The organism is Shimia sp. (genome assembly GCF_049116215.1).
Lineage (GTDB): Bacteria > Pseudomonadota > Alphaproteobacteria > Rhodobacterales > Rhodobacteraceae > Shimia.
The window spans coordinates 615,345-629,265 of the sequence record NZ_JAGDZB010000001.1; the positions used below are offsets into that span (position 1 = coordinate 615,345).

The window sequence follows — 13,921 nt, forward strand, 5'->3', positions numbered from 1 at the left end:
CCTTCAAACCTCGTTGCGGCGCGGCATACGCTCATCTGACACGATGCGCCCCGCGTCCATTTTGATCAAGCGATCACATTTCCCAAATTGGTGATCATCATGTGTCACCGCCAAGACAAGCCGCCCCGATGTCGACAATTCCGGCATCAATACGTCGTAAAAGAAAGCCCGGTTGGCCGGGTCCTGATCGGCGGCAAATTCATCCAGCACAATAATCGGCCGCTGCTCCGCCAAGGCCACGGCCAATGCCAAGCGGCGGCTTTGCCCGGCTGAGAGGGACGTGTTGGAAAACTTGTCGCCCAAAAGCTGCACCCGCTGCGCCAGCCCCAGCTGCGCAATCCGCGTCTCCAGTTCAGCAAGCTCCGAGTCAGTCAGCCCATAAGCATGATCAAACAGGTGGTACTGCGCAAACACCGCCGAAAACAGCTCACGATAGCTGGCGGTCGTGCTGCCTGATAGCACTGCGCCATCCAGCGTGATTTCTCCCGCCTCCGGATGCCGCATTCCGGTGATAAGCGACAACAGTGTGGTCTTGCCAGAGCCATTGCCCCCACAGATGAACACCGTTTCTCCGGGGTGGAAGGTCAGGTCAATGGGCCCCAGATGAAACGGCACCACGCCGTCCCGTGCCTCGCCAACATTGGCCTCAACCCCACGCAGCGCGATTTCCTCAAAACTCTCCACAAGAGTTGGCGCCGCCGTCAGCGCCAAACTCTGCGCCGCACTCAACTCCGCCTCAACAGCTTTGATCTTAAAGAAACTGTTCTCCGCCCGGCTCAAAACCGGCAACGTGTTGAACACCAGCTCCGTGGGTCCATTCACCAGAAAAATGATTGTCAGCACCTGAAACATCACAATTGCATCGCCGCCCTGCATCTGCGGCAACACGACCACCACAAAACACATCAACAACGCCACGGCGACCTGTCCGCCGGCGGTGCTGGCCGCAAACAGCCGCTCAGAACGCATCTTATGGGCCACCTGCGCCGCGATCACGTCCTGGGTTTCCTCCTCCAACGCCTCGCGCCGGCTGGCCCGTAGCCGCAACTCTTTCCAGCCGCCCAACATGTCACTGACCCGGTCACAATAGGCCGCAAAACTGTCGGACGCCTTCAAGGCCCAGACCCGCGCGGGCCCATCCATCAGCGCAAAGCCAATTCCACCCAGCGCAATGGCCGCCACCGCAGCAACGCCGGCAATCCAACTCACAAAAAACAGGTAGGGAATGGCAAACAACAGCACAATCGCCGCGCCAATCGCCTCCACCAGATGGATCACCGCCTGCGCCAGCTGGTTCACCTCGGCTGTCATCGCGCCATAGACCTTGCCGTGCCGCCCGGAGATCAGGAAATCGATGTTGGCCCGAAGCAGCAGTTCAGACAAGCTATGGCGCATCTGTGCTTCGATGCGAGTGATCAACGTGAAGGCACGCACTTTTTGCAGATAAGCCGACACAACCATACCCGCCGCACAGAGCAGCAAAAGCCAGACCGACCAACCCAGCCCCTCGGCGTGACTGCGCGCGGTTTCGTTGATGGCAAAGATCATGCCCGCGCGGCTCAAGCCAGAGATCAGCGTGAGGAACACAATTGGATCGCGCAGACCCAGCCCGGCATCCAGCAGGAACCGAGCCACCTCTGCCCGCTGTCGCAAAGCAGTGGCCATACCCGGCTTACCTGCGCTGTCTGATATGTCCGCGTTTGAATTCATGTCTAAAAAATTTGGCCTTCACGCCCCTGCGTTAACGGTTTTTGCCCGCAAAACCGCCACCTCCGCAATACAGTCGCGATACTGACGCAATACCGACGTTGCAATTTTGGACCGGTTTTTGAGGCTTTTATGGTGAGTCTCAGGTCGATGTGGCAGGGAACCAGACCCGAAACTCGGTGCCTTGGCCCACCACGCTGTCCGCCTCGATCTTCCCGTCGTAGCGCTCCACCAGCTTTCGGGTGATGGACAGGCCCAACCCCGTGCCTTCACCTTGTTTTGTTGTGAAAAACGGATCAAAAATCCGGGTTAGCAACTCCGACGCCATACCCACACCCGTGTCTTTCACAAAGACCAGCACACCCGCTTTGCCATCGCGCTCCGCGTCCAGCGCACCCACGGTCAACGCCCCGCCATCCGGCATCGCGTGGATCGCATTGACCATCAGGTTGATCAGGATTTGTTGCAGCTCCGTGCGGTTGATCGAGATTGCCTTAATGCTTTCAAGCTCCAGCGAGAGCTCGATATGTCCTTTGCTCAGCAAATGCTGCACCAGCGGCAACGTGTCGGTGATGATATCAGCCGGGCGATGCTCTTCACTGCCCTCGGCGTATTCATCCGGCCGCGTGAACTGTAAAAGCTTGTTCACAATCAGAAAAATCGAGTGTGTCTGCTCGTCAATCAGCCGCAGCTCGGTTTTCACCGGATCCGCATCGTCACCCAATTGCACCCGCAGAACATCCAAATTTCCCTGAATCACCTGCACCGGATTGTTGATCTCATGCGCAATCCCGGCCGCGATCTCCCCCACAGCCGCCAATTTCTCCGACACCACCAACTGCTTCGACGTCGCCTCAAGCCGCCGATTGGCCTCTTCCAAGTCCCGCGTCCGCGCCACCACCCGCCGTGTAAGTTCCCGATCTCGCTCCTGAATTTGCTCCAGAAGGTTGTCCATCTGCGCTGCAACACGGCCAATTTCACCGCCATCCTCAACCCGCGTGCGCGCATTCAGGTCACCCTCTTCAACGCGCCCGATCGTGCGCAGCATCCGCTCCAATGGTGCAAAAATTTGTCGCGCCCAACGCAGGAAAATTGGCACAGAAATCAATATGATAACCACAAAGGCAATGGCAAACGTCAGGATGGTTGAGAACTTCGCATCGCGAAACGGCTGATCCAAAAAGCCGACGTACAGCATGCCCACACGCTGCCCAAAGCTGTCGACGATCGGCTCATAGGCTGAGATGTACCAGTCGTTCACCACAAAGGCCCGGTCCAGCCACACTTCACCGCGTTTCAGCACAGCCTCATAGACCGCCGCCGACACCCGTGTGCCCAAGGCACGCTCGTCCTGAAACAGCCGCACATTGGTGGACACCCTGACGTCCTCTAGGAATAGAGTTGCCGTGCCCTGGCTGCCTTCTGTCAGGCTGGCGATGGGGTAGACCAGATCGTTGATTGTATCGATGAAGGTCAAATTTCGGTTGAGCAACACGCCCCCAACCAACGCCCCGCTGCGCCCGCTGCCCACTACAGGCGTGGCAGCATGCACCACCATACCGCGGGTTTCTTCGGAGCGATCTGTGGGCACGGCAGCCTGCGTTGGCACAAGATTGATCCGCGCCTTTTCCGCAAGCTTGTCAGAGACTTGCCCAAGATCAAACTCACTAAATATATCAATCTGCGCTGAGCCAGTGCCGGCCAGCGCCTGCGACACAACCGGCCATTTGGTCAGGCCCATGTCATCGGCAAATCGAGGGGAAGACCACACCGCCCCATCCGCATTGATGAAGTACAGAAAGTCGAGCCCCATCTCGGACTTCTTGGTGTCCAGCAGGGTCAGAACCGCGTTGCGATCGTGGGACACCACCCGATCTACAAACGCAGAGCTCTCCGCCAGCGCCTGCATCCGCAGATCACTGTTTTCCAGCAGTTGGCTGAGGTATTGCTGCGCGATGGTCAGCTCACCATTCACCTTTGCAATCAACAGGTTGTCGAAACGCGAAGACCAGTTCACCGCCGTCACAATGAAGAACAGCGGCATAATCACCAGTGTTGGCAAAAGCGCGATGGCCAAGAGGCGCATCCGCACCGATGCGCCGCGGCGCTTTTGCGGCGCCTGACGAGGCGTTTTTTGAGACTCTGAGGTCTCAGTCATTCCACATCGCACATTTGCGGTCGATGGTTTTGCGCGAGATGCCCAAGCGTCGTGCCGCCTCTGCGCGGTTACCATCACAGGCATCCAACACGGTCAGAATATGCCGACGTTCAACAGCCGCCAGGCTGTCCACAGCTTCGACCTCTTCGTCGGATCCGCCCACGGCAAATTCAGAGGCCCATTCCCCCACAATCAAGGACCGCTCGATAAGGTTGCGCAATTCCCGCACGTTACCGGGCCAGTCATAGCGCGCCATATTGAGCAACACACCCTCAGACAAGGTCAGCGGCGGCACGCCCAGAGACTTGGAAATCTGCTGAATGAACATCAACGCCAGTTCTTTCAAATCGCCGTTGCGCGTGCGCAGAGACGGCATCTGAATGTTGAGCACATTGATCCGATGGTACAGGTCTTCGCGCAATCGACCATCCTGCACCGCCGCTTCCATGTCTGCGTTGGTGGCAAACAGGAACCGCAAGTCCAACGGCACCTCACGCGACGACCCCACAGGGCGGATTTTACGCTGTTCGATCACGCGCAACAGGGCCGCTTGTACCGGAAGCGGCAGCTCGACGATCTCATCAAGATAGAGCGTGCCGCCGTTGGCATTCATAAACACACCGTCATGCCGCACTGTGCGCCCACCTGCATCCTGGCGGATATGGCCAAACAGCTCGTGCTCAATCATGTCACCGGCAATGGTTGCGCAATTGATGGGCACAAACGGTTTTTCCGCACGTGGCGACATCAGGTGAATGGCCCGCGCCGCCACCTCTTTGCCAGTGCCAGTGTCCCCTGTCAGCAAAACCGGTGTTGGCAAAGGCGCTGCCCTTGCCATGGTGGCGCGGATTTTCTCAATCTCTGGCGAGCTGCCCAGCAAACGCGCGCGCACCTGCTCGTTACCGGAAGCCAACTCATACTTGAGTAGATAGTTTTCCCGCCGCAGATTCACCCGATCCACACAGCGCGCCACGGCGTTGAGAATCTGGTTGGAGCGGAAGGGCTTCAGGACAAAATCCACGGCCCCCGCGCGCATCGCCTCAATCGCGGTGTCCATATCGGCAAAAGCGGTGATCAGGATGGTGTCGGCAAAGAACCCCAACTTGCGTTGTTCGCTGAGCCACTCCAACCCGGTGGTGCCTGGCATCACGTTGTCCAGGATCACAATGTCAAAGTGGTTTGCATCCAAAAACCGACTGGCAACCTCGGTATTGGCCGCCTGCTCGACACGGGCGACCACAGGCTCCAGTATTTTCACAATAAAATTGCGAATTCCCGGCTCGTCATCGACCACCAACACCGAGGCTGCGGACAGCCCCATGCCAAATTCGGAAGACGCGCGGTCTTTGCTCCGGGAGTGGGATTGTGGTCGCTCAAGTTGGTTCATTTACTTAGTCCAGTCGCACGGAGGGTCCGCTGCCTGCTTCAGTAGTCGAAAAGCCCAGGGTGTGCAGCCCGTAATAGGCCACAACAGAAATCCCTGCGACGGTTACACAGGCTAGCAAAAAAGTTTTCATCTCAGTCGTCCTTGATGTCGCTGTAAGTCCGCAGAAACTCGATGAGATCTGCACGATCCTCGGCGCGGGCGATGCGCTGAACTGGCATTTTTGTACCCGCAATATACACGTCTGGTCCCAAATCAAAAAGCGCATCAATGGTTTGCGCGGACCAGACAATGTCTGAAGTCTGTAAAGTGTCGGAATAGCTGTAATCAGCCACGGCGCCAGCGCGGCGACCAAATACGTTTTTAAGGGTTGGCCCAGCCCGACGCGCGCTGTCGCCGGACAGAGTGTGGCAAATGGAACATTTGCGCTGGAACTGACGTTCGCCGTTGGAGGCACTGTCATTGCCATTCAGAAAGGCGCGGTCATGTGACACCATGCGCGGTGCGTCACCTTGGTCCGACATCGGCCAACTGAACATGGCGTCATCCAGCCCGCCAGCATGCACGTTCTCGCCGTTCTTAGAGAATGCTAGCGCCCAAATTGGCCCCCGATGGGTGGCGCGAAAATCGTTGGCAACGGTCCAGTCTTTGGTGTTGAGCAGTAGGATAAACCCCTCACCATCACCAACTGCGAGATGTTGACCTTGGCGATCCAGGGACATTGCCAAGATCGGGCGACGGTCCAGCGTCACGTCTTTGATCAACGCTGCCGTTTGCACGTCGACAATTTTGGTCACGCCATCCACGGCACCAAAGGCGAGCCACCCCGCCGCTTCATTAAGCACCAGATTGTTGACGCCAAATCCATTAGAGATAAACAGCTGCCGCATGTCACCTGTGGCCACATCATAGATTCGAATCTTGCCATCTGCCGCGCCGACAAAAAGCAGGGAGTCACTCGAGCCAAACGCCACATCGTTGACGTTGGACCCAACCTCAAGAAACCGCGGTGCAGCGCCATCAAGCGTCCAAAGTCCAACCGTTCCGTCCCAACTTGCGGACGCGACCATCTGCTGATCTGCGGATACGCGCACCGACATAACCTTGCCTTTGTGTCGGCCAAGCTCTTGCGACGTGCCGTCCGCCAAGTCCCACAGCCGCACCGCAAAATCATCTCCGCCAGACACTGCGCGGGTGTCATCAACAAAAGCCACCGTATTGACCGCAGCCTCATGGCCGTCCAGCCACCTCGGCACACGCCCGGACCACAGCCCAAGCGCGTTGTCAAAACTGGCGGTCAGAACACGTTGACCGTCCGGCGACACTGCAATCCCTTTGATGGGACCGCCGTGGCCTTCCAGGGTGAAAAACTCACCCGCCAGCGTGACCATCGGCCACAACAAGAGTGCCAGAAGTGGCGCCCACACCCGCATGGATCATTCCGCAGGTGTGGCTTGATCCGGCGCGGCGTCTTTGGCCTTTGCCATCTCTTCGTCATACCAGATCGAGTGGTGCTCTTTGGCCCACTGTTCATCCACCTCACCGGTGGCCATGGTTTCAAGCGCACCTTCCATACCGACGCTGCCCAGATAGATGTGTGCAATAATGATACCGATGAAGACAAAGGCGACGATGCCATGCCAGAGCTGCGACAGCTGCATCTCTTCATAGGGGCTCAGGACTTCCGGCAGAGGCGCGCCCATAATCAGATTTGGCAGGCCGGTCATGTTGATGATCTGGAAGGTCTTGGCAAACACCGAGACTTCAAACGGGAACAGCAAAGCCACACCGGACAGGGAAATCGAGAAGCCCAGAATGATCACGGACCAGAACACAATCTTCTGACCAGCGTTAAATTTCTTGGCGGGCGGGTGCACACCTTTGGAGAACAGACCGCCGGCTTTGGCCATCCATTTGATGTCGCCGCGATCCGGAATGTTGTGCTTGACCCAAATGAGGAACACAAACACCAGGCTGATCATGAAGGCCCAGGAGATGTTGTTGTGCACCCATTTTCCCGCCTCAGCGATGTCGGCATAGATGCTATGGCCCATCCATGGGATCAGGAATTTGCGTCCGGCAATGAGGTAAAGACCGGTCAGGCCAAGTAGGATGAAGCTTACGCCCATGACCCAGTGGCAGAACCGCTCAAAGGCCGCAAAACGGATGATCATGCGGCCAGTCTTTGGCCCGTCGATCAGGATCTTCCCGCGATAGAGGTAGAAAGCAAGGATGGTCAGAGTCATCCCGCCAAGGAACCACAGACCGTATGTCAGCATTGGCCCCTCACGGAAGGCGAGCCACGCCATGCCGGAATCTTGAATAAGCAGCCCGGTGGTTGGGCCGCGGGCGGCGGTCCGTGTATCAGCGCTGCCGTAACGCAACGCGCGGAACACTTCCGCATCTGAGGCTGTGCCACGGGTACCAAGCTGGCCAATCAACGCTTCGACGTTGCCCTGTCCGGTTGCGTCACGCCGGAAATTGTCATCCAACTTCTCGCCACGTTGACGGGCCATAATGTCTTCCAGCGTCTGGGCACCACCTGTCGCAGCGCGATCGGGCACCTCTTGAGCGAAACCAGGCAAAGCCAACATAAAACTTAGTGCAATCCAGAGAAGCGCGCGCATCACATCCTCGATGTTTGAATAGTCAAATAGCGGCCCTTTCCCGCATGGAAAGCCACCGCATCTCGTTTGAGACAGTTGTGTCTGATGTAGTGGCGGCGCGAGATCTCGCGCCACCAGCAATTGAAAGCTCGGCCTTAGCCGCCTTTCTGTTCGTAGGCTGTACCCCAGCCCCATGCACCGGAACCAAAACCGCGTGCCACAACGCGCTCACGGTAGATCGCGGACACAACGTCCCCGTCACCCGCCAGCAGCGCTTTGGTGGAACACATCTCGGCGCAGAGAGGCAGTTTGCCTTCTGCAATCCGGTTGCGGCCATATTTGGAGAATTCCGCGTTGGAGTGGTTCTCCTCCGGGCCACCGGCACAGAAGGTACATTTGTCCATCTTGCCACGGCTGCCAAAGTTGCCTGCCTGCGGATACTGCGGCGCGCCAAACGGACACGCGTAGAAGCAGTAACCACAGCCAATGCAGAGGTCTTTGGAGTGCAGCACAACACCTTCTTCGTTCTGGTAGAAGCAATCCACCGGACACACGGCCATACAAGGCGCGTCGGAACAGTGCATACATGCCACCGAGATCGAACGCTCACCCGGGTTGCCGTCGTTGATGGTGACAACACGGCGCCGGTTGATGCCCCAAGGCACCTCATGCTCGTTCTTACAGGCCGTTACACAGGCGTTGCATTCGATGCAGCGTTCTGCGTCACAGAGAAACTTTGCTCTTGCCATTTCTCTCTCTCCTTAAGCTGCCCAGATTTTGCAAAGAGTGGTCTTGGTCTCTTGCATCTGAGTCACGCTGTCATAGCCATAGGTTTGTGCCGTGTTGGTGCTTTCCCCCAACACATATGGGTCGGCGCCTGCTGGGTATTTGTCCCGCAGATCCTTCCCTTCGAAGTGACCACCAAAGTGGAACGGCATAAAGGCAACGCCTGCGCCAACCCGGTTGGTGAGCATGGCCATAACTTTGACCTTGCCGCCCTCTGGGCCTTCGACCCAAACCTGTGACCGGTCACGGATGCCAAGATCATTCGCATCACGCGGGTTGATCTCCACAAACATGTCCTGCTGCAGTTCAGCCAGCCATGGGTTGGAGCGGGTCTCTTCACCACCACCTTCGTATTCCACCAGTCGACCGGACGTCAGGATGATTGGGTAATCCTTGCTGAAGTCGTTCTTCTGGATGGAAGCATACATGGTTGGCAGACGGTAGAACTTCCGATCCTCATAGGTCGGGTAGTCCTCAACCAAGTCACGACGCGGTGTGTAGAGCGGCTCGCGGTGCAGCGGCACCGGATCCGGGAATGTCCACACAACGGCACGAGCCTTGGCGTTACCAAACGGCGCACACTCGTGTTTGATCGCAACCCGCTGGATACCGCCGGAAAGGTCGGTTTTCCAGTTGGTCTTTGGACCAGCCACAGCCTCGATGGAGGCACGCTCTTCGTCCGTCAGGTCGCCGTCCCAACCAAGGTCCATCAGCATCTGCATGGTGAACTCTGGATAGCCGTCCTGGATCTCGGAATCCAAGCTTGCGACACCTTCGGCCAAGAGATTCTGACCGTCACGTTCCACACCAAAGCGGGCGCGGAAAGTCAAACCACCCTCAGAGACACGTTTGGACATGTCATAGAGGTTTGGTGTGCCTGGGTGGTTCAGCTCCTCGTCACCCCAGCATGGCCATGGCAGACCGTAGTAGTCACCATCTGCAGGGCCACCGTTGGCGCGCAGCGTGGTGCGGTCAAAGGTGTGCTGGTTCGCCATGTGCTTCTTGATGCGCTCTGGCGTCTGACCGGTGTAACCAATCGTCCACATACCTTTGTTGAACTCGCGTGTGACGCTTTCAATGTTAGGTGTGTTTTCATCTTCCATCTCGATGTTGCGGAAGAAACGATCTGCCCAGCCAAACTTGTTGGCGAACATGCCCATGATCTCATGGTCCGGCTTGCTCTCAAAGAGCGGAGCCACAACCTGATCACGCCACTGTAGCGAGCGGTTTGAAGCGGTGACAGAGCCACGGGTTTCAAACTGCGTACAGGCTGGCAACAGGTAAACACCGTCGGTCCGGTCATGAAGCACGGCGGAAACGGTTGGATACGGGTCAACTACAACCAGCATGTCCAGCTTTTCCATCGCGGTTTTCATCTCGCGACCACGGGTCTGAGAGTTTGGCGCGTGGCCCCAAAGCACCATGGCACGGACTTTGTCCGGGTTGTCCATGTTCTCAGGATCTTCCAGAACACCATCGATCCAGCGCGACACCGGAATACCAGTGAGGTTCTGAAGCGACTTTTCTTTACCGTCCGCTGCGGTGGTTTTGGCAAACTGGCCATTCAGCCATTCGCCATCTTCTTCCCACACACGTCCCCAGTGCGCCCAAGCGCCTTTGGACAGGCCGTAGTAGCCTGGCAGGGTGTGGCTCAACACGCCAAGGTCGGTTGCGCCTTGTACGTTGTCGTGACCACGGAAGATGTTGGTACCACCACCCTCGGTGCCCATGTTGCCAAGGGCCAGCTGCAAAATGCAGTACGCGCGGGTGTTGTTGTTACCGTTGGTGTGCTGCGTCCCACCCATACACCAGATCACGGTGCCTGGACGGTTGTTCACCAGTTGACGTGCCACACGGCGCAGTTGCTCACCAGGAGCCCCGGTCACGCGTTCCACTTCTTCTGGGTTCCAGCTGCGCACTTCGTCACGGATCTGATCCATGCCCCAAACACGGGTGCGGATGAACTCTTTGTCTTCCCAACCGTTTTCGAAGATGTGCCACAGAATGCCCCACACCAGCGCCACATCGGTGCCGGGACGGAAGCGCACATATTCATCTGCGTGGGCCGCCGTACGCGTGAAGCGTGGGTCACACACGATCAGCGGTGCGTTGTTGCGCTCTTTTGCGCGCAGCACGTGCAACAGGGAAACCGGGTGAGCTTCAGCCGGGTTGCCGCCAATGATGAAGATGGCTTTGGAGTTGTGGATGTCGTTGTAGGAGTTGGTCATGGCGCCGTAGCCCCATGTGTTCGCTACACCCGCAACCGTGGTGGAGTGACAGATACGCGCCTGGTGATCCACGTTGTTGGTGCCCCAATAGGCCGCAAACTTGCGGAACAGATACGCCTGTTCGTTGTTGTGCTTGGCTGACCCCAGCCAATACACACTGTCAGGGCCGCTTTCTTCGCGGATCTGGTTCATGCCGTCGCCGATCTCGTCGATCGCCTGTTCCCAGCTGATGCGCTTCCACTCACCACCCTCTTTTTTCATGGGGTACTTCAGGCGGCGTTCACCGTGGGCGTGTTCACGCACCGATGCGCCTTTGGCACAGTGGGCCCCGAGGTTAAACGGGCTGTCCCAACCAGGCTCTTGCCCAATCCAGACACCGCTTTGAACTTCGGCCACAACGGTACAACCCACAGAACAGTGGGTACATACGGATTTGATGGTTTGAACGGCAGTATTTGCGGCGTCTTGCGCCTGCGCCTGAGTAACGGTGCCACCGGTGGCACCAATCGCTGCCAGTCCACCAATGGCGAGACCGGATCCACGCAAAAATGTGCGTCGATCCACAGCTTTTTCAGCTGCGACAGACAGGATACTTGTCCGCTGGGGGCGTCGCGCAACCCCGTTGGTCTTTTTCCTTAGCATTCTTTCCTCCCTTGCTGCCCCGTTTGTCGAGGCTGGCTCGGTTAGTCTCAAAATCCCGACCGGTGGGCGTCACGCAACCAGTGGTCGGGGGCGGGTGTGATAACGTCCGATCAGAACCGGGTGCTATCGAGGTATGCGCGGGTGTGCGCGGTGTCCTGCATCTCGGTGCGAGACAGATCAGCTGGCTGTGCTTCCGCCGCCTGTGGCGACATGGCTACAACTGCTGCAGCTGCTGGGGCTGCTGCTGTTGCGAGCTTCAGAAAATCACGCCGACTGGCGCCTTTTTCGTCTGGCTTGCTCATGGCGAGCTCCTTGTTTTGGGTCGGTCGGGGTCCGACGGTTTCAAATGACGTTTAGTCCGCCCCCATGCGGAACGCCTGCGTTTCAATCTCGAGGAAGGCTTTGCCCACCGTGCCCACCGGCGCGTAGAGCACCGAGTTTTGCGCCGCTTCCAAATCGGAAAAGAAGTGCTCCGCCCAAGCGGCGATGTGGGTGAAGAAGAAATCTTTTTGCTTTTGCAGCGGCACCGGCTCGCCAAAACGACCACGGATCATACCCGCCATCATCTCCAGCAAGCTGGCGATGTTGTCTTCCGGCTCATACACATTTGGCGCGCGGGTGATGCGCAACGCCGCCATATCCGCCCGCAGACTGGCCAGCGGCTTTTCGTTCAAAAAGCCGGTCAGATAGTACGAGGCAAACGGCATCAGCTCACCGCGGCCCAGGCCGATGAACAGCGCGTTGAACTCGCTCTCCACAGCGGCGGCATTTGTGGCTTTGGCCACGCGGGCCAAGGTGCTGATCGCCTGACCAAGGTCGCTGTCATCGCCACCCAATGCGGCGGCATGTTGCAACAGATCTTTGCTTGGCGGGTTGGCCAAAAGGGCGGCCAGAAAATCGTAAAGATCCGCGCGCAGCAGATCCTCTTCGGCAACGTGGGTGTCGGTGACGGCTTGGCTCATCGCTATACCCTCTCTTCAGTCGTTTCTGATGCGGCAAACTCAAACCGCATACGGCGACGCAAAGGGGCAACAGGGAGCGCCTCCGCATCAGGGAATGGTTCAGTAGGAGCCTCAGCTTCGGCCACCACAGCAATTGGTGCAACCTCTTCGACCTCGGCCTCATCACTCTCGTCAGAGCTCTCAACCAGGGCCGCGTCAGCCTGCACTTCAAAGTCTTCCAGCGAGACGCGACCTTCCGCCAAAGCGTTGGCCTCTTCTTCCTGCCGCGCCATCTCTTTTACGTGTTCCAGCATGCCTTTGCCCACCTGGTAGGTGGTTTGAATGGCCTCCACGGCCATCGCGCTGTCGGTGAAGTCTTCGCCGTAGTCCACAAGCTCATCGATGTTGGCCAACACGGGATTGCTCAGCCACAGTTTCCGCAACGCCCGACGGCGAATGCGCTCCGGCACGGCTTTTTCCAAAAACACCGAGAAGTCATCGCCTTTTTCAAGCGCATCCGGGTCCGGCAAATCCAGCTCCGCCAAAATCTCTGCGTCCGACTTCTCTTCAAGCTCCGCATGAGCCTGCGCCAGATCTGCCTTCTCAACGGCCACAACTTCGGCTTCAGCCTCCGCTGCAACGCCCGCCTTTCGACGCGCCCAGAAATCTCCACCGCGGCTCAATTTGGCCTCCCGGTGCGGGGTGCGCGATACACGTCGGAAATCTGGGAAATACGCGCATCGCCGCGCCCATCTTCGACCAGATCAATCCGCTTCTTGTCACGGCGACGTTTTACAAAGGTCTCTTCTTCGTGGTGCTCTTCGACAAAGTCACGCAGGAAGGCAACAAGCCCCTCCGGCATTGGCACCAACTCCAGCAGCTCCTCGCCGCTGTCGGCATAGTCTTGGAACTCATACGCAGAAGCCGTTGCCAGCAGCACCTCATATGGCCGGTCCGCATCACCATCTTCTGCTTCGCGCATCACCACGCCAATCGACGGCACACGGGCTGTCAGGGTGGTCAGATAGGCTTCGGTGTCGGTGTGCCACAATTCAAGCGGCACGGTTGCGGCATGAAATTCCACCGCCCCTTCTTCTTCGCGCATCACACGCCAGTCAGCCTGGGCGGCCCCAGGGAGCACGCCAACAGCCTGCCACGCAAATTTCGCCCAGCGGTTGGCCGAGGGCGTTCTGCGGATCACGATGCCCAACGGCAATGATACCGGCGCTTGGCGCATGAATTTGTCTTCCTCCCATGCCCACGCAGTCGTCTGAAATTTTTTTGCAGGCATCTTTAACTTCGACGCTTTCCTGAGCCTTGCCAAAGGAAAACGCAAAACAGGCGCATTTCGCGTGAAAAACTGGACATTTTGGACCAGCCATTCTCCACCCAACACAACGCGCGGACAGATTGTCCACATCCCCTAAAAACCAATAGAATCACTTGGTTTTACGCTGGGTCAATTTCCA

At 57.8% G+C, this 13,921-nt stretch carries 12 protein-coding genes; all 12 read right to left on the bottom strand.

Annotated features, from left to right (window positions below; all coding sequences use genetic code 11):
• Nucleotides 1-3: 3 nt before the first annotated feature.
• On the bottom strand, nucleotides 4-1,665 hold the full coding sequence (locus JXR15_RS02925) for a cyclic peptide export ABC transporter (RefSeq protein WP_422051740.1): 1,662 nt from the start codon (nucleotides 1,663-1,665) through the stop codon (nucleotides 4-6).
• A 184-nt stretch (nucleotides 1,666-1,849) separates the two neighbouring features.
• Entirely contained in the window at nucleotides 1,850-3,865 is a 2,016-nt protein-coding gene (locus tag JXR15_RS02930; RefSeq protein WP_422051741.1) for a sensor histidine kinase, read from the bottom strand.
• The gene (locus JXR15_RS02935; RefSeq protein WP_422051742.1) at nucleotides 3,858-5,252 is read right to left on the bottom strand and encodes a sigma-54-dependent transcriptional regulator; all 1,395 of its coding nucleotides are present in this window, start codon (nucleotides 5,250-5,252) and stop codon (nucleotides 3,858-3,860) included. Before JXR15_RS02935 ends, JXR15_RS02930 begins: the two co-directional genes overlap by 8 nt.
• 4 nt (nucleotides 5,253-5,256) lie before the next feature.
• Nucleotides 5,257-5,382: a hypothetical protein gene (locus JXR15_RS02940; protein ID WP_422051743.1), complete on the bottom strand. Its 126-nt coding sequence runs from the start codon at nucleotides 5,380-5,382 to the stop codon at nucleotides 5,257-5,259.
• Nucleotide 5,383: 1 nt separating this feature from the next.
• Nucleotides 5,384-6,682, bottom strand: a complete 1,299-nt coding sequence (locus JXR15_RS02945; protein WP_422051744.1) for a c-type cytochrome — start codon at nucleotides 6,680-6,682, stop codon at nucleotides 5,384-5,386.
• A gap of 3 nt (nucleotides 6,683-6,685) precedes the next feature.
• Nucleotides 6,686-7,876 (bottom strand): formate dehydrogenase subunit gamma, encoded by a 1,191-nt coding sequence (locus tag JXR15_RS02950; protein WP_422051745.1) that lies wholly within the window; start codon nucleotides 7,874-7,876, stop codon nucleotides 6,686-6,688.
• A 134-nt stretch (nucleotides 7,877-8,010) separates the two neighbouring features.
• Entirely contained in the window at nucleotides 8,011-8,604 is a 594-nt protein-coding gene (gene fdh3B / locus JXR15_RS02955) for a formate dehydrogenase FDH3 subunit beta (protein WP_164644049.1), read from the bottom strand.
• 12 nt (nucleotides 8,605-8,616) lie between these two features.
• Nucleotides 8,617-11,511, bottom strand: coding sequence for a formate dehydrogenase subunit alpha (locus JXR15_RS02960; protein WP_422051746.1), 2,895 nt, complete (start codon nucleotides 11,509-11,511; stop codon nucleotides 8,617-8,619).
• 110 nt (nucleotides 11,512-11,621) lie between these two features.
• The gene (locus tag JXR15_RS02965; protein WP_422051747.1) at nucleotides 11,622-11,813 is read right to left on the bottom strand and encodes a ubiquinol-cytochrome c reductase iron-sulfur subunit N-terminal domain-containing protein; all 192 of its coding nucleotides are present in this window, start codon (nucleotides 11,811-11,813) and stop codon (nucleotides 11,622-11,624) included.
• A gap of 51 nt (nucleotides 11,814-11,864) precedes the next feature.
• Nucleotides 11,865-12,473 (bottom strand): TorD/DmsD family molecular chaperone, encoded by a 609-nt coding sequence (locus JXR15_RS02970; RefSeq protein ID WP_422051748.1) that lies wholly within the window; start codon nucleotides 12,471-12,473, stop codon nucleotides 11,865-11,867.
• Nucleotides 12,474-12,475: 2 nt separating this feature from the next.
• Nucleotides 12,476-13,135, bottom strand: coding sequence for a DUF3306 domain-containing protein (locus JXR15_RS02975; protein WP_422051749.1), 660 nt, complete (start codon nucleotides 13,133-13,135; stop codon nucleotides 12,476-12,478).
• Entirely contained in the window at nucleotides 13,132-13,689 is a 558-nt protein-coding gene (locus tag JXR15_RS02980; protein ID WP_422051750.1) for a DUF3305 domain-containing protein, read from the bottom strand. The genes JXR15_RS02975 and JXR15_RS02980 overlap by 4 nt, the downstream gene beginning before the upstream one ends.
• Between the last annotated feature and the right edge of the window lie 232 nt (nucleotides 13,690-13,921).